The 18,310-nt window shown below is 42.6% G+C and carries 15 protein-coding genes and 1 riboswitch; of the genes, 4 read left to right on the top strand and 11 right to left on the bottom strand.

The genetic code is table 11. The features are described 5' to 3' along the window. Window positions 1-9: 9 nt before the first annotated feature. Window positions 10-1,197: an MDR family MFS transporter gene (locus V1502_RS16510; RefSeq protein WP_409251721.1), complete on the bottom strand. Its 1,188-nt coding sequence runs from the start codon at window positions 1,195-1,197 to the stop codon at window positions 10-12. 287 nt (window positions 1,198-1,484) lie between these two features. Continuing rightward, a complete protein-coding gene (locus V1502_RS16515; RefSeq protein WP_409251722.1) occupies window positions 1,485-1,634 on the bottom strand; it encodes a hypothetical protein in 150 nt (49 codons plus the stop codon). A 362-nt stretch (window positions 1,635-1,996) separates the two neighbouring features. Between V1502_RS16515 and V1502_RS16520 the strand changes: the two genes are divergently transcribed. Continuing rightward, on the top strand, window positions 1,997-3,175 hold the full coding sequence (locus tag V1502_RS16520; protein WP_409250759.1) for an IS256 family transposase: 1,179 nt from the start codon (window positions 1,997-1,999) through the stop codon (window positions 3,173-3,175). Window positions 3,176-3,690: 515 nt separating this feature from the next. Here V1502_RS16520 and V1502_RS16525 read toward each other — a convergent pair. The 4 genes from V1502_RS16525 to V1502_RS16540 form a co-directional block, all read right to left on the bottom strand. Beyond that, complete coding sequence (locus tag V1502_RS16525) at window positions 3,691-4,752, bottom strand: M20 family metallopeptidase (RefSeq protein ID WP_409251723.1); 1,062 nt, start codon at window positions 4,750-4,752, stop codon at window positions 3,691-3,693. A gap of 451 nt (window positions 4,753-5,203) precedes the next feature. Then, window positions 5,204-6,871 (bottom strand): methyl-accepting chemotaxis protein, encoded by a 1,668-nt coding sequence (locus V1502_RS16530; RefSeq protein ID WP_409254375.1) that lies wholly within the window; start codon window positions 6,869-6,871, stop codon window positions 5,204-5,206. Window positions 6,872-7,191: 320 nt separating this feature from the next. After that, complete coding sequence (locus tag V1502_RS16535; protein WP_409251724.1) at window positions 7,192-7,362, bottom strand: glycogen biosynthesis protein GlgD; 171 nt, start codon at window positions 7,360-7,362, stop codon at window positions 7,192-7,194. Further along, on the bottom strand, window positions 7,359-7,652 hold the full coding sequence (locus V1502_RS16540; RefSeq protein ID WP_409251725.1) for a YtzC family protein: 294 nt from the start codon (window positions 7,650-7,652) through the stop codon (window positions 7,359-7,361). Before V1502_RS16540 ends, V1502_RS16535 begins: the two co-directional genes overlap by 4 nt. A gap of 188 nt (window positions 7,653-7,840) precedes the next feature. Between V1502_RS16540 and V1502_RS16545 the strand changes: the two genes are divergently transcribed. Then, window positions 7,841-8,800: a TIGR01212 family radical SAM protein gene (locus V1502_RS16545; RefSeq protein ID WP_409254376.1), complete on the top strand. Its 960-nt coding sequence runs from the start codon at window positions 7,841-7,843 to the stop codon at window positions 8,798-8,800. After that, window positions 8,797-9,369, top strand: a complete 573-nt coding sequence (locus tag V1502_RS16550; protein WP_409251726.1) for a class I SAM-dependent methyltransferase — start codon at window positions 8,797-8,799, stop codon at window positions 9,367-9,369. The genes V1502_RS16545 and V1502_RS16550 overlap by 4 nt, the downstream gene beginning before the upstream one ends. A 136-nt stretch (window positions 9,370-9,505) precedes the next feature. Here the strand turns inward: V1502_RS16550 and V1502_RS16555 are convergent, their stop codons facing one another. From V1502_RS16555 to V1502_RS16570, 4 genes are all read right to left on the bottom strand, one after another. Then, entirely contained in the window at window positions 9,506-10,507 is a 1,002-nt protein-coding gene (locus tag V1502_RS16555; RefSeq protein ID WP_409251727.1) for an LLM class flavin-dependent oxidoreductase, read from the bottom strand. A 117-nt stretch (window positions 10,508-10,624) separates the two neighbouring features. Beyond that, entirely contained in the window at window positions 10,625-13,021 is a 2,397-nt protein-coding gene (locus V1502_RS16560; RefSeq protein WP_414646246.1) for an immune inhibitor A domain-containing protein, read from the bottom strand. Window positions 13,022-13,329: 308 nt separating this feature from the next. Then, a complete protein-coding gene (locus V1502_RS16565; protein ID WP_409251728.1) occupies window positions 13,330-14,403 on the bottom strand; it encodes a tetraprenyl-beta-curcumene synthase family protein in 1,074 nt (357 codons plus the stop codon). Window positions 14,404-14,440: 37 nt separating this feature from the next. After that, window positions 14,441-15,247 carry a lysophospholipase gene (locus tag V1502_RS16570; RefSeq protein WP_409251729.1) on the bottom strand — a complete coding sequence of 269 codons (807 nt, stop codon included), beginning with the start codon at window positions 15,245-15,247 and terminating at the stop codon, window positions 14,441-14,443. Between the two features lie 85 nt (window positions 15,248-15,332). Between V1502_RS16570 and V1502_RS16575 the strand changes: the two genes are divergently transcribed. Further along, complete coding sequence (locus V1502_RS16575; protein ID WP_409251730.1) at window positions 15,333-15,851, top strand: gamma carbonic anhydrase family protein; 519 nt, start codon at window positions 15,333-15,335, stop codon at window positions 15,849-15,851. Between the two features lie 537 nt (window positions 15,852-16,388). On the opposite strand, the gene metK is transcribed toward V1502_RS16575, so the two are convergent. Continuing rightward, on the bottom strand, window positions 16,389-17,588 hold the full coding sequence (metK, locus tag V1502_RS16580; protein ID WP_409251731.1) for a methionine adenosyltransferase: 1,200 nt from the start codon (window positions 17,586-17,588) through the stop codon (window positions 16,389-16,391). A gap of 208 nt (window positions 17,589-17,796) precedes the next feature. After that, window positions 17,797-18,043: riboswitch (SAM riboswitch) on the bottom strand. Window positions 18,044-18,310: the final 267 nt, after the last annotated feature.

Raw genomic sequence — 18,310 nt, forward strand, 5'->3', positions numbered from 1 at the left:
CCTTGTAATTTAAGAGATTGATATAGAGACAGATTCTTTGCTTTTAAGGGACCTGTCGTAAATTGCTGTAAATAGCATCGCCACCGCGAATAATCCGATAAGTGAGGTGAATAAAGTAGAAATGCCGAAAACATCCACCAGGATTCCGCCTAACAGCGGACCAACCATTCTTCCGCCAGTCGCCGTGCTGTTAACGATGCCCTGATAAAATCCTTCTCTTCCCTTAGGAGCCAGGTCGTTGGCAATAGTAGGTACTGCAGGCCAAATCAGCATCTCCCCGATTGTCATGATGATCATGGCTATCGCAAACATTTGGAACACATCAGCGGCTGCAGCCACACCAAATGCAATCATGAAGATGACGATCCCAATCTGGATTTGCATCTTCAGATTGTTTTCAAAACGGCGGATCATTCTCGAAAGAAGCGGCTGCGCGAGCACAATTAGCGCTCCATTGATGGTCCACAACAAACTGTATTGCTTCAAGCTGATGTTAATTTCCTGAGTATAGCTGGCAATGGTCGACTGCCATTGCACATAGCCGATCCAGCACAGGATATAGGCGGCGCATATTAATATAAGTGCCGTAAATTTGGATTTATTTTTAATAAATCCACCTTCCTGGATAAGCGATGTCTGTTTTGCCGTACTTATACTGATAGTCTTGTAACCAAAGAAAGCAATCAAAAAGAAAATCACATACATAATCAAGTTTGCCAAAAAGATATATTGAAAGGAATAAGAAGCGACTAACCCTCCAAGTGCAGCACCGACAGCGACCCCGACATTTTGCGCCACATATATCGCATTGAATGATTTGCGGCCGCCTTCAGGCCAGACCGAACCGGCCATCGCATACATAGAAGGAAAAACAATTCCCGAACCAAAGCCGACAATTGTAAGAAAGATTACATAATGAGGCCATCCATGATAAAAGGTCATTCCGATCAAAGCGAGTAACGTAATGATAATTCCCATCAAAATCGAGCGATATCCCCCAATTTTGTCAAAGAGACTCCCTCCGAACAGATTTCCGATGACACTCGCTCCGGCATTCAACATCAAGACCAGCCCGGCGACGGATAATGATTTCCCAAGGTGCGAATTGATATATATCGTGTTCAACGGCCACAAAAATGACGCTGCCGTGACATTCACCATCATCCCAGCGATTAACAGCCACAATGATTTAGGCATAATGAGCGCTTCCTTCCCCTATAGATATTTCGATTCCCAAAATGATTATAGGGGTTTTGGGTTCTGCTTGCAATACGATTACAAATAGAGAGATAATTCCAAAAATAGTACTGAATGGAAGAATTTTTTATCCATTGCAGACCAGGAAAAATTAGTATCGTGCTTTATATTGGACCCATCGACATTTCGTCCTTGTGCAGGCATCGATTTTTCATCCCGAATGATTACGTACCCTCATTCATGTCCTTTGACACCACCGATTCTTCATCTCCAGACATTCCGCACGCTCATTCACGCTCTTTGACACCACCGATTGTTATTGTCCAGGCATTCCGACCCCTCATCCATGCTCTTTGACACCACCGATTTTTCATTACCAGACATTCCACACCCTCATTCATGTCTTTTGACACCAACGATTCTTCATCTCCAGACATTCCACACCCTCATTCACGCTCTTTGACACCTCCGATTCTTCATCTTCAGACATTCCACACCCTCATTCACGCTCTTTGACACCACCGATTCTTCATCTTCAGACATTCCACACCCTCATTCACGCTCTTTGACACCACCGATTCTTCATTTCCAGACATTCCACACCCTCATTCACGCTCTTTGACACCTCCGATTCTTCATCTTCAGACATTCCACACCCTCATTCACGCTCTTTGACACCACCGATTCTTTATGTACGATAAAGTCCATATAATTGTGTAAATAAAAAAGGTCATCTTTCATGACCCATGTTAAAATGTTTTCGACCAAAAAAACAAACCAAACATGGAGGTATGAAAAGATGACCCAATTAAATATTACTATAAACTTAGAAGATCTTAAAGCTAAGATTGAAAGCAGTCCCTTAGAATCACCTGTTAAAGCTTCTTTATCATTGATACTGAATGGCTTAATGGAAAAAGAAAGAGATGAATATATAAATGCTCTTCCGCATGAGCGCTCTGAAGATAGAAAAGGCTACCGGAATGGTTACTATGAACGTGAGTTAATATCTCCTTCTGGAACATTAAAATTGAAAGTTCCCCGCACAAGAGATGGGGAATTTTCTACCACTGTATTTATGAAGTATCAACGCTGCGAACAGGCTCTTATTCTGTCCATGATGGAGATGGTTGTCAACGGGGTGTCAACCCGAAAAGTGACTAAGATTGTTGAACAACTATGTGGGAAAGGAGTTTCAAAGTCTTTTGTCTCTGAGTTAACAAAATCTTTAGATCCCATTGTAAATGAATGGAGAAACCGTCCTCTAAACACAATGTACTTTCCGTACTTATATGTGGATGCTATGTACATAAAAGTTCGGGAGAACGATAAGGTTGTTTCAAAAGGAGTTCATGTTGCGTGTGCTGTTAATGAAGAAGGCCACAGGGAAATAATCGGTCTCCAAGTTACTCATGGAGAATCTTTGGAAAGCTGGACAACCTTTTTTACTCATTTGAAATCTAGAGGCCTTCAGTCTCCTAAGATGGTCATTTCTGATGCCCATGCTGGATTAGTCAGTGCTATTAAGCAATCTTTCTTAGGAACTTCCTGGCAAAGATGTACTTTCCATTTTATAAGAAACATCTCGGACGCCCTACCCAAGAAAAACACGGAGGAGATTAGGCAGGAGCTTAAGGATATCTTCAGAACCTCTCAGCTTTCCCAAGCAAGAAAATTAAAAGAAGAATTTATGGTTAAGTATCAAGAAACGAAGAAGTTCCAAAAAGCTCTTCAAGTATTAGATGAGGGATTTGAGGACTCCATTCAATATCATGCTCACGAAATGAGACATCATGTTCACTTAAGAACCACCAATATGCTTGAACGACAAAACAGAGAAATCCGCAGAAGGGAAAAAGTAATCTCCATCTTTCCCAACGATCAATCTGCCATACGAATCATTGGATCAGTACTCATGGATATTGAAGAAGAGTGGAAGAAACAAAAACCTTATTTGCGTAATTTGAAAATGCAATAAAAGATCCAGAAAAAAGTCAAAAAAATATTCAGTCTGGTGGAGGGGCTCCCCGCCCCTCCACCAGACTGAATATTCAAATAATAAGCAAACAATGATAATTATCTTTGGTCGTTAAACATATTTACACACTAATAGGGACTTGACATTATGTACAGACATTCCACACCCTCATTCACGCTCTTTGACACCACCGATTCTTCTCTCCAGACATTCCACACCCTCATTCACGCTCTTTGACACCACCGATTGTTATTGTCCAGGCATTCCGACCCCTCATCCATGCTCTTTTGGGATACTAATCGTTCATGTACGAGAGCTGCCGCCTCACCTAATTAAACTTCATAAAATAGATTGTTGCTAACGGACAAATCCAAAGGGACGGATTTCCCCCTCAGGTCCAAGGGCTTATCTAACTGAACAGGATGATTTTTGTAAATTATGGCTATATATCTTGAACTTCATATTAAATAAGAAAAGAGCCTTAAAAAAAGACAGCCGAGGCTGCCTTCTTAAACTTAAATATTATGGGCGAAATCAACGAGCATCTTTTGATATAAATAGAGCGAGTCGATTTCAACATTTTCCTTATTGCCGTGCCAATTTTCCCCTACTGGACCAAACTCAATGGCCGGAATGCCAAGTTGTGCAAAGAATTGGGTGTCTGCCGATCCGTGCTGACCGAAGAACACTGCTTCCTCACCCGTGTGCTCCTCAACAGCAGCCTTGATCTTCTGAACATAAAAATCATTTATATCTGTCCTCACCGGCTTACTGAACATGGAGACAAAAACGTGGCCTTCAACTGCCTCTTCAATTTCTTTTACAATTCTATCCTTCGTTTGTTCGGGCAAGTACCGGATATCATACTTCAACATGCATTTAGCCGGGACTTTGTTATACACGTCCCCTCCTTCAATGATGGCGAGGTTCATCGAAGGAGTAGGATAATATTCGGAGCTCTCCTGCATGAAAGGAAGGTCTTTTACTTTATTATGGACATTAAATGCCTTTTCAATGGCATTTTCGCCTTCCCAAGGTCTGCTTCCATGCGCAGGCACACCGTCCACTTCCACATTCAGTCTTAGAACACCTTTGGCCTGTAAAGCAATGCCAAGCTGAGTCGGTTCCGAACAAATGACAAAGTCGCCTGTGTACCCTTCTTCAACCAGATAGCCCGTACAGTTGAAACCGCCGATTTCTTCATCGGAGACGATCTGCAGCTGAATCTTTGTGTTAAGGTCTTCATCCTTCAATGCAACCATCGCATGCATCATGCAGGCGACCCCTGCTTTCATATCAGCTGAACCACGAGCGTAAATCTTTTCATCCTTTTCACGGGGGATAAATTGCTCCTCTTTTCCGCTGACAACGTCAATATGACCATTGAAAATCACTTTTTTATCGCCGCTGCCAATCTCAGATACCAGCATTTTATAGCCGTTATTCTGAAGAATATTTACCTTCAGCCCATTTTCCTCGAGCCATTCCCCACAGAATTCGATTGCCTTGTTGCTTCCCTCTTTTGTTGAACTGTTTATTAATAGAAGTTCCTTCAATAATTCTTTAAGATTTTCCATGCTCATCCTCCTTCTGTTGGTTTTGATATTTCTCTTTTACCACGAATATGAACTTATGAATCTTATTGATTAATTTGACCACGCTCGAACATACAGTATTACTGTAAACAGCTATATGGCTGGCGGCGGTGACGGATATGCTATCTTAGCGACCATTGTTAACCGCACGATTGATGTGGTAGACGTGGATGCATTGGTGAATTATATCCAGGCAAAAGGTAAAGTGAACCCGCAACATGAAGGTCGTATAACAAAATTGAATTGATTAATGAGACACCCAGGCTAAGCTAAACTTTGTGGGTAAGAGACTAATGAAACTTTCTAGTTACTTGTAAAGTTTTAACCTTAGAGTTAATGTACAGGAAAGCATTCTTTCGACCAGATAATGAAAAGGGACATGGCCTCGGCCATGTCCCTTTTGCATTTACAACCTATATACCAGACTGTTGAGTTAATCAAATTTATTAGTTAAGGTTCCCAACTCTGTGGACAGTCTAACGAGTTCATTCACTAGGCAGCTCATATCTTCCGTAGATCCGCTCATTTGTTGTGTTGATGCAGAAACCTGCTCAATACTTGCTGCATTTCCTTCTGTAATCGTTGCCATATTCTGAATGATTTCCTTCATTTCAACCTGTTTACCACCCACAGTCTCTAAATGACCGCTCATGGTTTCAACAAGGGTGTTTACGCCTGAAATTGTAGTGGATATATCACTGAAGGCCATCCCTGTTTTGTTTAAGTCTGTTCGGCCTTCCTCTACCACATTCAACCCATCTTGTAAGAAATGAGCCATTTCATTGGAATTGTTTCTCACATTATTGACTATATCGTGAATACTGTTGACAGAGTTAGAAACACTCTCAGCTAATTTACGAACCTCATCTGCAACAACTGCAAAGCCCTTCCCATGCTCGCCTGCTCTTGCTGCTTCAATGGCTGCATTTAAAGCAAGTAAATTGGTTTGCTCGGCAATTTGACTGATAAGTGTGACAAGTGAAGTCACTTCATTTGTTTGTGCTTCAAGTGTTTGAACTTTCTCAACTGATTTACTAACGATTTGATAGATGTTTTCCATCTTACTAATTGAATCCTTCATTAATATTGAGCCGATTTCAGCATTTTCCTCCACTTTTGAAGAGGCATCGTATAATTGCTCACCTTGCTCTTTGGATTGATCGATTAGGGTACTCAGTTCCAGCATGTTCCCTCTCAGATTCAATGATAGGTCAGCTTGTGACTCTGCCCCTGATGCCATTTCGTTCATTGTAACAGCAATTTGGGAAGAGCCCAGCTTCAGCTCTTCGGAAGCATTTTTTAATACTTCCCCCTGCGTATCTACATTTGTTGAAACATTTCTTATTCCGTGAATCATTTCGTCAAGGAATTCAGTCATCTTTCTCATCGACTGTGTTAACCCATATATTTCGTCCTTATGCTTATTATTCAGTTGTTGCAACTGTTCCTTGGCTTGAGCAAGCTTACCATCTGTAACTGAAAGTGCAACATTGTTTAATTGTGTTAGCGGTTTTAGGCGATTTCCTAGATAATAATGAATAATGAAGACTGCCAGAAGTATCATCACAATAAAGATCCCCAGAAACACAGGCATCGATGAAGCGAGAACCTCTATATTGATTGCACTTACCTCTTCAGCGTCCATATCCACACCCAGGACTCCTATTACATCCCCATTATCACCTTTAATAGGAACAAAGGTTGAAATATAATCACCATATTCGGGGTCATGAACGATATCTGTACTATTGACCTCTCCTTGCAGAACATTTTCTACATCTTTGAAGGTCGTAGCTGTGGTCGGTTCCCCAACTTCGACAGCATCATCATTGGAGGCCATTCCATCCACCATAATAGAAACCTTTTGATCTTTGACTTCAAGAGTGTATACATACAATGCGCCTATTTTTTCACGATAATCATTTAATTGTTCCCGAAGCCCGGTATATGTATCATTTTTTACCGGGTTCCCTAAAAATTGATTATATGTATCGGTATTAATTGATGAAGCAATTCTCTCTGCATGAAGTATGTTGTTTTGACTGATTGTTTCATAAATGGATTTATTAGATGTCAAATACATCAATATTCCACTAATCATACATAAGGAACCAATTATTATAATAAATAATGTCGTCAAGAAACCCCTTAACGTTTTTCTACTATGTTTTTTACCACCCAACCCTATTCCTCCTAAAATTCGACAACTTTCGTCAATATTTTCATCTACATCTTTAATATCGGTTTCGATTGTAATTTTTTTAGATTATTTAGAGGCATTATATAATTACAACAGGACATAGCGTGGCCATGTCCTGTTGTGTATTGTAGATAATAAGCTTAGGTCGCTCCACATAATCTATGGGTACATTTTTCAAGTACACTGTTAGTTAAAAGTGTCACTTAGATTTGTCATCATGATTAGTGGTTTTCAATTTCCCGATTCTTCGACTTCACCGGCTGTGCCTGCTTTTCATACCTCTTCTTCGCTTCCTTCACCGGATTATATTCTTCTCCAAATTCGGTATCAAGGTTTCTCTCGGCAGTTCTTGTTTTCTGTTCAGGGTTATTTTGTTTAGAACGCTTTTTCAATGTAGTTTCCCTCCCACTGATTCAGGGTCGTGATCTAACAGGACCATTTCATTCTGGAATTGCTGCAGCTGCAGGCGCATCCTGTGAAGCTGTTCACGCTGCTGAGAATTCGCACTGTTCGCCAGATGCCTGATGTCATTGACTGCTTCTTCGACCTTTTGCATGGCATCTGTATATTCCTGGTCATGGTAATGTTCTTGTTTGGTTCCTGATTTATATTGCTCTTGGGCGAATCTCAGTGCATCTTCACACTTTTGCAAGCACTCATCCACAGATTGTCTAGTCGCCATAAGTAATCCCTCCAAAACTTCAGAAATGAAGCTATGCTTCTGTGTTTATTGTTTGTCATAAAAAAGGAATCATCAGTAGAAATTTCTTCCTATCACAACTGTAACCGTGCTGTAATTGGATATGCCGCCCTTTCGTGATAAAATGCTTCTAGCATCATTAGAGAGAGATTATTAAGGAGGTGTTTGTCATAAACAAGACAAACCCATTTCCGTATGCCGCTGATGTAAAGCGGTATCATACATGGAACTATCATCTACGCAACCACTTTGGGCACAAAGTATTCAAAGTGGCTCTTGACGGGGGTTTCGACTGTCCAAACCGCGACGGCACAGTAGCCTATGGAGGATGCACATTCTGTTCCGCGGCTGGTTCCGGAGATTTTGCCGGCAGCAGAGTCGATCCGCTTGAGAAGCAGTTCAACGACATAAAGGACAGAATGCATCGTAAATGGAAAGATGGAAAGTACATGGCCTATTTTCAGGCATTCACTAACACTCATGCACCCGTTGAAGAGCTGCGTGAAAAATATGAGACTGTGTTGAAACAAGACGACGTGGTCGGCCTCTCAATCGCGACCAGACCTGACTGCCTGCCGGATGACGTCGTGGAGTACCTGGCTGAACTTAATGAACGGACATACCTTTGGGTGGAGCTTGGTTTGCAGACCGTTCATGAAAAAACCGCCGGCCTGATTAACAGGGCTCATGATTATCAATGCTATGTGGAAGGGGTCAACAAGCTTAGAAAGCATGGGATCCGCGTCTGTTCTCATATTATCAACGGACTTCCCCAGGAAGATTACAGTATGATGATGGAAACAGCCAAAGAAGTCGCCAAGCTTGATGTACAAGGGATTAAAATTCATCTCCTTCATTTGCTGAAAGGAACCCCGATGGTGAAGCAATATGAAAAGGGACAGCTTGAGTTCCTTTCATTCGAAGACTATGTAAGCCTTGTCTGTGACCAGCTTGAAATTCTTCCGCCTGAGATGATCGTTCACCGTATTACAGGGGATGGCCCGATTGATTTAATGATTGGCCCGATGTGGAGTGTAAACAAGTGGAATGTTTTGAATGCCATCGACGCGGAACTTCAGCGCAGGGACAGCTGGCAGGGAAAGTTCTATAAAGCGGAGGTGGAGGTATGAAGCTTGAAAGAGTACTCCCATTCGCGCGCCAATTGCTTTCTGCCGCTGTAAAACCTGGTGACATCGCCATTGACGCTACACTTGGAAATGGGCATGATACCCTTTATCTGGCCCAGCTGGTGGGAGAAAACGGACGAGTTTACGGTTTTGACATACAGGAAGAGGCTCTTTTCAATACCAAAGAAAGACTTATAACCCATAATTTGCACGAACGGGTGACACTTTTTAAACAAGGGCACGAAACTGTAGGTAATGTCGTTCCCCCTGTTCACTACGGAAAGGTCACAGGCGCCATCTTCAATCTTGGCTACCTGCCCGGCGGCGATAAAACGATTGTGACCCGGCCCACTACCACAATAAAAGCAATCGACGCCCTGTTGGAAATGATGGCTCCCGAAGGAATCATCGTTCTTGTCATCTACCACGGACACAGGGAAGGCGCCGTCGAGAGGGATTACCTTCTAAGATATGTAGAAAGACTAGATCAAAATTATGTCCATGTTTTACGTTATCAATTCATGAACGGCATTAACAATCCGCCGTTTATTGTGGCGTTGGAAAAAAGATAAGACAGTCGCTTTAGGAATAATGAAAATAAGCTATCAACAAAACAGCACAATCAATCAGAGGACGAAATCTCATGAGATTTCGTCCTCTTTTTTGAAGGATTAATAAAATGGAAGTCGTCCTGGAAACTGAAAAGTATCACAGTACCTCTTCTGCAATAAGCTCGAAAGACTTTACCTTATCCTTAAAATCATGGGTAATGGTTACAAGCATGATTTCATCTGTTTCATATTGTTCACTCAGTTCCATCAGTCTCTTTTTTACAACTTGAGGGTTACCGACTATCATACGTTTGCGGTTCTCTAAAACCCTCGCTTTTTCAAAACGGCTGTATTGATAAGCCGCTGCCTTCTCCGGGCTTGGGGTCCCGTTTGAACGCATCCCCTGCTCAACCATAATGAGTGAGAGATCGATACTTGTAGCGATTCTTTCTGCTTCTTCATCAGTCTCAGCACATATCACAAAAACCGCCGTCATATTTCTGGGCCGGCTCAAAAGTTTAGACGGAATGAAATGACTTCGATAATCTTTTGTATATTGAGGTCCGCCCTCTCCATTTATGAATTGCGCGAACGTGTAGGGAAGCCCTTTTTGGGCAGCCAGTACAGCGCTTGATGGGCTGGAACCGAGCATCCAGACTTCTGGGATCGTACTTATCTTTGGGGTTGCCTGCAAACCTTCGTATGGATTATTGTCAGGAAGTTCGTCCATAAGATAGCCGAGCAGGTCATCGATTTGTTCAGGATACTGGTTGACATTGCGATAGCTGCCGTTGTTTAAGGCCAGCGAGGCCCTCGGCATCCCCCCTGGAGCTCTCCCAATCCCTAAATCGATTCGACCTGGATTCAGACCTTCAAGGACGCGGAAGTTTTCAGCGACTTTATAGGAACTGTAATGGGGCAGCATTATGCCCCCGGAACCTATGCGGATCCTCTCTGTTTTTGCAGCAAGGTGAGCAATCAGCACTTCCGGTGAAGAGCCTGCGAGTGTAGTGGTATCATGATGTTCAGAAACCCAAAAGCGGCTAAAACCCAATTCTTCTGCATATTTTGCCAGTTTGACTGTATTCTCAAGAGCTGTTTCAGGACTCATCCCTTCAGCAATCGGCGATTGATCCAGCACACTTAGTTTTAGTGTCATTCCTTTCGACAACTCCTTCTCTCACATGTGCCTATTATTATCATGAGTAAAAGTAAAAATGTCTACTAACATGCTTAAAGGGTGAGAGCCTCATGGCCCTCACCCTTTAAGTAAACTTTATTTGTAAATCAATACTTTCCCTACAGTCTTGTCAGCGCTTTGACCCACAACACGGAATTTCAAGCCGTATTCAGGTACGTTGCGTCCTGCATCTACAAGACCTTTGTTGCTGTAGTCGGCACTGTCGTCAAACAACGGAGTGCGTTTTGTGTAATTATCTTTCATTGTGATTCCCAGGAGATCTGAGTAATCAAGGAACATTTCTTTAGATTTATCAAAACTGAATGCCGCATCATGAACCTGGTAGCGGGTAGATGCAACTGAACCGTCACTCCAGTAGTTTGTATGCTGGTCGGCATCAACAACGCCTACAAAGCCGTCACCAGGATGGATACCCGTCCAGTTTTCGCTGTATGCTTTATCAACATACCATACAACAAGGCCTTCATCGAATGTCATCAGGCTTTCACCACGGCGAATGTTCTTAAGACCTTCGTCCACGCCGTTGTGGCTGCGCCATTCTAAGAGGTAGTAATGTTCAGATCGCTTGATACCATCGTTTTGTTCAAATCCTGCAAGTGAGAATTTAGCGTCTCCTTCTGCATCATCAAACAAAACTTCTTGCCCGTCCACTACGATTGAAAGATCATCAGCGTATAGGCCTGGATTGGATACATAAGCATCTGTCACATATTCAATCGCCACTTCAACTTCCTGGCCAGCGTAATCGGAAAGGTCGAAAGAAGAATCGATCCAGCCGTCAGAAGACCCTGTAATTCCATTTCCAAGATTAGAACCATGTGGATTTGTGTTTGTTGTAATATCACTTGCCACCGGCTCACCATTGACTGTTACATACGCGTAATCCCAATCCGTTTCTATATCATACCAAGTTTTAAAATTGAACTGAGCAGTTGAAGCGTTTGTTAGGTCTACTGTAGTCGAGATGACGTTGTGCAAGTTATCTGCACTTCCAGAGAAGTATGCATGCTTGCCGCTTGCCGGGGTGGTAATAACCGTTTCCTTTTGCGGAAGCTTCACTTTTACTACATCGTTGTTCTTGCCTTTTGTTGCCGCTTCGTCAAGAAGGACTTCAACACCATTGCTGGTTACCTCATCAATGCTGATCTCTGTACCGGTCAGCCAGTTTCCTTTTGTTCCCTCGCTGTCTACCACCGCAGACGTTTGAAGCATTTCTTTCATGTAGGGGCTGAATCCTGTCGGCATTGTTCCAGGGATGGCACCAGCCCAGCTTCCGCTAGACATGATGGACCAGTAACTTACCGGCTCACCAGCACCTGTATATTGAGTATCATACTCATCCGGCAAACCTAAATCGTGACCGAATTCGTGGGCCATAACGCCAACGGCTCCGTCTTCGGGCTCAATTGTATAGTCATAAGCTGCCATTTGACCGCCCCAATAAGGAACAGCAGCTTCTGTACCTTGAAGTTTATGAACTCCGCCAAGATTCCAGCGGTGAGACCAGATTGCATCAGATCCCAAAGAGCCGCCGCCAGCTTCTTCACCCACTCCAGAATGGATGACCATCAAGTGATCCACAAGTCCATCCGGCTCTAAGTAGTTTCCGTCACCGTCCAAGTCATAACGATCCCATTGGTCATAGTCTGCAATATTTACAGTCGGATCTGCAGCGGCAGCAGCCAATGCTTCTTTAACCAGACCGCGCGCGTTCACGTCATTACCGTTAGGATTCGGATAGTTTCCGCCGTATTCAGCCGCATTTTTGCTTGCTGTGTACCAGCCTGCCACTTCACCTTCTACTGAGTAGCTTCCGCCTGATTGCTGTTCGTAGTATTGTTTCATTGATACATATGTTTCACCATCAGGGCCTGTCCAGCCGCCGTCACCAAACAGCATGTCTTGATAGTGCTCACGAGAGTAGGCATTTTCACCTTCATAGTGCATATCTGTCTCATCTGCGCTCAAAGTATTATGTGGCTTATCCGGATAGTCTACTAAAAGGACTAATACTTTGTCGGTACGCATTTTCCCATCGTATACTTCCTTTTCTACAGAAGCAGGTGAGTTCTTTTGGGTTTGTCCAAGCTTATTTCCCTTACCGTTAGTCAAGCTGTTGGTTTTCATCTCTTTTTGCAATTTTGCTTTGACTTCTTTTTCTTCGCCATGAAGCTCTCCTGCTTCTTTTTCAGCAGCATCTGCTTTTGTTGCCAAAAATTTATTCAGGGCGTTCTGTGCCTCAGCCGCAGTTGCACCTTTTTCAATGACTCCCTCTTTTTGAAGCATTTCAATCAAACGGTCATCATTCGCAATCCCAAGATCGAAGGGACCGCCATGATGATGTTCCACTGCCTTAGCCGGCTTCGCCAAAACGTTCTGAGGTGAGACAGTTCCTGCAGAAGCTGGAACGGCAAATGCTCCGATACTCATGGCAGCTGTCATCGCTAAAGATAACATTTTACGTGATTTCACACGTGATTCCTCCTTTATGTAAATGAAATGTGATTTTTCCTTAACAAATGTAAATATAACTTATAATTCAGAAAAATACATCGATTCAGGAGAAAAGGAATCTATAGTACTATAATATTTTTCCATTTCTAGGTCTTGAGGGAATATTCATTCCATATAGTGGAACAACAAGAATATATAGTAGTGATTCTTCTAGACTATTAAATTGCTATTTCTAACCAACATATGGGTTTATAAGGTACTTTATGGAGCGTGAAGACTCTTCAACACAAAAAAAGATGACCATTTCCCAGGTCATCTGCTTTGTATCAGGAACTCTTTTTCCACCCCTGAAACTTTCGATATATTTTTCCATTATAATAAAAGAACTTGGTCACCCATCCTGAGGCCTTCAGGAACTCTTTAGAGAAAGAGTAAACCTTTTGTTGTTTCCACGCTTTCTCGTCTGAAAGATATACACCTATCAGCCCCTTGTTGATCAGGCGGTGAAAATTCGCATGGGGAAGCTGACTCGTATTTTCGTCTGCTTTTTGAAGGAAGTGCAGCAACCTTCGTTTTAACTCCTCTTCACTTTCGTAATAGAAGCAAAAGTTTAAATCTCCGCCTTCAACGTCTTCTTCCTGGTCGATGAAATAATCCAGAAGGATATGAAGCCCTTGAATATAAGGGAAGTATCCATTTCGAATTGAATCCGCCTGGAAATCATCGAAATCTTCCCGCAGTCCATATGAAACAAGGCAGAAGATCCCCAGGGTCGAGCCCGAGCATGCCGAAAACTCATACCAGTCCATTTCTGGCAGCGTATCTTTATACTGATAAAACCAACTTTTAAGCCTGTCCGTTCGTTCTTCTTTTTTGACATGTTTATGTATTTGCAAGTCACAATAATAATCACAGAGTTCATGCAGGTAGGGTTTAATGGACGGGTAGCCGGGCACTTCTGACAACACAGACTGACATGCTTGTACCAGTCCCGATAAATATCCATCATCGTCCTGATCCTCTCTGTACCTGTAATATTCCCTTAGAGGTGCTCCCACAGTAAGGGCATCTTTCATTGATTCATGCAGAGCCGAAAAGTCTTGTGGATCCAGAGATGTACTCCTGTCACAAAGATTATCGAGGTAATCGCTTATCGTCTGGTAAGCAACAATGAATTTAATCGCCTTGTCCCTCTCCATTAATGCAAGAAGAGCCAGAATTGAACCTCCTTCACAATGAAAGGTCTTATGGCGGATGCTAGCAAGTGCCTGAGTCCTCAGCTCTTCGTTCGGAATCGCTTCTGCTTTATGCGTCCAATAAGCCAGCTCCCTGTGGACAACAGGAAATACCTTGCGATAAACCTGGCTCATCAGTGAAAAGGGATGAGTGGGAATGGACATGTACTTCACCTCACACTAGTTTCTTCAGGAATATTTACTATTGTACGACATAACCGATTGCTTTTAATCTCGACTCCACAAAGGTTTTCGCATACTCAAAGACCTCATCACGTTCGGGCTCATTAAAAATCTCATGATAACATTTAGGCCATTCTTTATAATGCATCTCTGACAGTGAAAGTTCATTAAACCATTTTTTCACCAGAGACTTATCTACAATCTTATCATCCCCGCCCTGCATGACCAACAAAGGAATATCGGGCATCTTTTCAATGTTTACAAAAGCCTGCTTGATTGCGTGTTCCAATTCCCGGTACCAGCGGACCGATACCTTGGTCACATACAACGAGTCATTGCTATCAATCTCCCTGACTTCTTCGTTCCGGGTCGCAAGGTCCACCGTCAACCCCGAAGAAAATTTTACTTGGGGCGCAACCTTGTTCAATACATGAGAGAGAAGTTCAAGCGGTTTCGGAATCGACTCAACCAGCCCCAAACAAGGGGAGGACAAAATCAAACCAGCTATATTGATATGGGATTCCTGCATCATTCTCGCCGCAACTAAGCCGCCCATGCTGTGTCCGATGACAAATACCGGTAAATCAAATTGATATGCTGCCTGGACCCAATCTTTTACTTCAATAATATATTCGTCAAATGAGTCGATATGGCCTCTTTGCGCCCTCGATGTCATCCCTTGACCCGGAAGGTCCCCCATGATTACGTGATAGCCGGATGTCCGCCACATTTCAATGAGCCACCCGTAACGGCCATGATGCTCCATTGCACCATGTATGATAACAATGACCGCTTTCGCTTCCTGTTCCGTTTCCCATTTCCACATGGCTATTCCTCCTTATTGAAACCTTTAGTATGGTAAACTCAAATTATTAGATATATTATAACTGCCTTTTGAAAGGAGAAGCAAAATGATTTATGAATATAATGGCAAAAAGCCAAAAATCTCTGATAGTGCCTATATTGCTGATTATGTAACTATCACGGGTGATGTCGAAATCGGCGGAGAATCCTCGGTGTGGTTCAACACAGTTATCCGCGGTGACGTTGCTCCCACCATCATCGGAAGAAAAGTCAATATCCAAGATAACTCAGTTCTCCACCAAAGCCCAAATAATCCATTGATCCTGGAAGATGAGGTGACAGTTGGGCACAGCGTTATTCTGCACAGCTGCAAAATAAGGAAAAAAGCATTAATCGGTATGGGTTCCACCATCCTGGATAATGCAGAAATTGGGGAGGGGGCATTTATCGGTGCAGGAAGTCTCGTGCCTCCCGGCAAAGTGATTCCTCCAAACAGCATGGCCTTTGGCAGACCGGCAAAAGTAATCAGGGAACTGAATGAAAACGACATCAGCGAGATGAAAAGAATCTCAAGGGAGTACGCCGAAAAAGGCCAGTACTATAAATCATTGAAACCTCTTACGTAATAGAATCTACTGTTTTTTACCCATTATCCCTTCCAGGTATTCTTTTTTTGGTAAAAGAATCGTGAGGATTGCGATTGTATCCCCCCTCTTCTTCTTAAGCAGGGAGGGATTTTTTTGTTTCAGGAGGGCATAAGGGGCATAAGATACGATTAAGCTTTTTCAAAACCAATTTTTTCGAGGAACGCTCCACCCTTGACTTCGATTTCTTTTTTTTCTGTTGGAACTCTTCAGGAGATACCCTAATTCAATTTCTGGTGCCTTTTTGGTCTTATGAACCCTTCATGAGGCACCCTAATTCAATTTCTGATGACTTTTTGGTCTTATGAACCCTTCATGAGGCACCCTATTCCAAAAACGACTGACTTTTTGGCCCTATGAACCCTAATCCAAATTCAGATTCCTTTTTGGTCTCATTAACCCTTCGTGAGACACTCAAATCCAAATTCAGATGCCTTTTTAGTCTTATGAACTACTTTCTCCATACAAATACAAAAAAGCCCGAAGCTGTATGCCCCGGGCTGAACGTTCAATTTTTTATTATGCTTGAGCCTGCTGTTTAAGAGCCTCAGCTTTGTCAGTGCGCTCCCAAGGAAGGTCAAGGTCGCTTCTGCCAAAGTGGCCGTAAGCAGCTGTCTGTTTGTAGATCGGACGGCGAAGGTCAAGCATCTTGATGATTCCTGCAGGACGAAGATCGAAATTGTTACGTACAACTTCAATCAATGTATCTTCAGAAACTTCGCTTGTTCCGAATGTATCGATTGAGATGGAAACCGGCTGTGCCACACCGATTGCGTATGCAAGCTGTACTTCACATTTATCAGCAAGGCCTGCAGCAACAATATTTTTCGCCACATAACGTGCAGCATAAGCAGCAGAACGGTCAACTTTTGTTGCATCTTTACCAGAGAATGCACCGCCGCCGTGACGTGCATATCCACCGTAAGTATCAACGATGATTTTACGGCCCGTCAAACCTGCATCTCCTTGAGGTCCGCCGATAACGAAGCGTCCTGTTGGGTTGATGAAGTATTTAGTATCTTCATCGATGAGTTCCTTTGGTACAACCGGATCGATGACATATTCTTTCAGGTTACGCTGAATGCGCTCTAAAGAAACTTCCGGATGGTGCTGAGTGGAAATGACGATGGTGTCGATACGGACAGGTTTATCATTTTCATCATACTCAACCGTTACCTGAGTTTTACCGTCCGGACGAAGGTATGGAAGGACATCGTCTTTGCGCACTTCAGTCAGTTTGCGGGAAATCTTATGAGCTAATGAGATTGGAAGAGGCATAAGCTCTTTCGTTTCATTACAAGCAAATCCGAACATCAGACCTTGGTCTCCGGCACCGATTGCTTCGATTTCTTCTTCGCTCATTTGTCCTTCTCGTGCTTCAAGGGCCTGGTCGACACCCATTGCAATATCAGCAGACTGCTCATCGATAGATGTCAATACAGCGCAAGTTTCAGCATCGAAACCGTATTTAGCGCGAGTATAGCCAATACCTCTGATTGTTTCACGAACAATTTTCGGGATATCTACGTAAGTACTTGTTGTAATTTCTCCAGCAACCAAAACAAGACCAGTTGTAACAGACGTTTCACATGCGACACGTGCATTCGGGTCATTTGTAAGGATTGCATCTAGGATTGAATCGGAAATTTGGTCACAAATTTTATCTGGATGTCCTTCCGTTACGGACTCAGATGTAAACAGACGACGTTTTTTTGACATCGGTGTTCCTCCCTTAGAAAATAAAATTAGCTGAACAGAAATCAGGCCTGTTCTCAATACGCAATCACGGTACTCATTCCCTTAGTAGTATGAAGTAAACATGAGCATTTTATCAAAAGTCTTCATCTACAGGGCTGGAATTTATCCAATAAAAAAACCTTCCCGTCTACTTTTAGAGGAAAGGTTATGATTTAAGCCGCGCCTTTCACTCTTATCGATCAAGGAAAACCTTGCATCAGATTAGCACCTTTGCTTAGAAATTCTCTTTGAGCAGAATAGTGGTTCATAAGGATAAGCAGTAATGCTTAAATCACAAAATATGATTCTGGCTCAAACAAATAGACAAAATGTTATCTCCTTGTTTGGACCAATCCTTTTGAATTCCCTGTCCAAAGTTCTAAAAGCAGGTTGCTGGGTTTCATTGGGGCTGTCCCTCCACCGGCTCGGAATAAGAGTATCCGTTCAATGCTAAATATTAACGCACTTTGTCAAAACGTGTCAACAAAATTATTTAATGCCAAATATTCTGGCTACTTTGCTATTTTCCCGTTCTCCAGTCAAAGATGAAAAATCCTATGTAAATTAAGATTTTATGCTTAATCTTCCGCAAAACTTCCTATATAATATAAGAATCCTGTTGAAAACGGTAACAATTTCACAGCCCTGTAATAGCATAACTTAATATAAATATTCCGCTTTTTTCCGGAAATAGATGTTTACAC

The sequence above is a fragment of the Rossellomorea sedimentorum genome (genome assembly GCF_046237645.1).
GTDB classification, from domain to species: domain Bacteria; phylum Bacillota; class Bacilli; order Bacillales; family Bacillaceae_B; genus Rossellomorea; species Rossellomorea sedimentorum.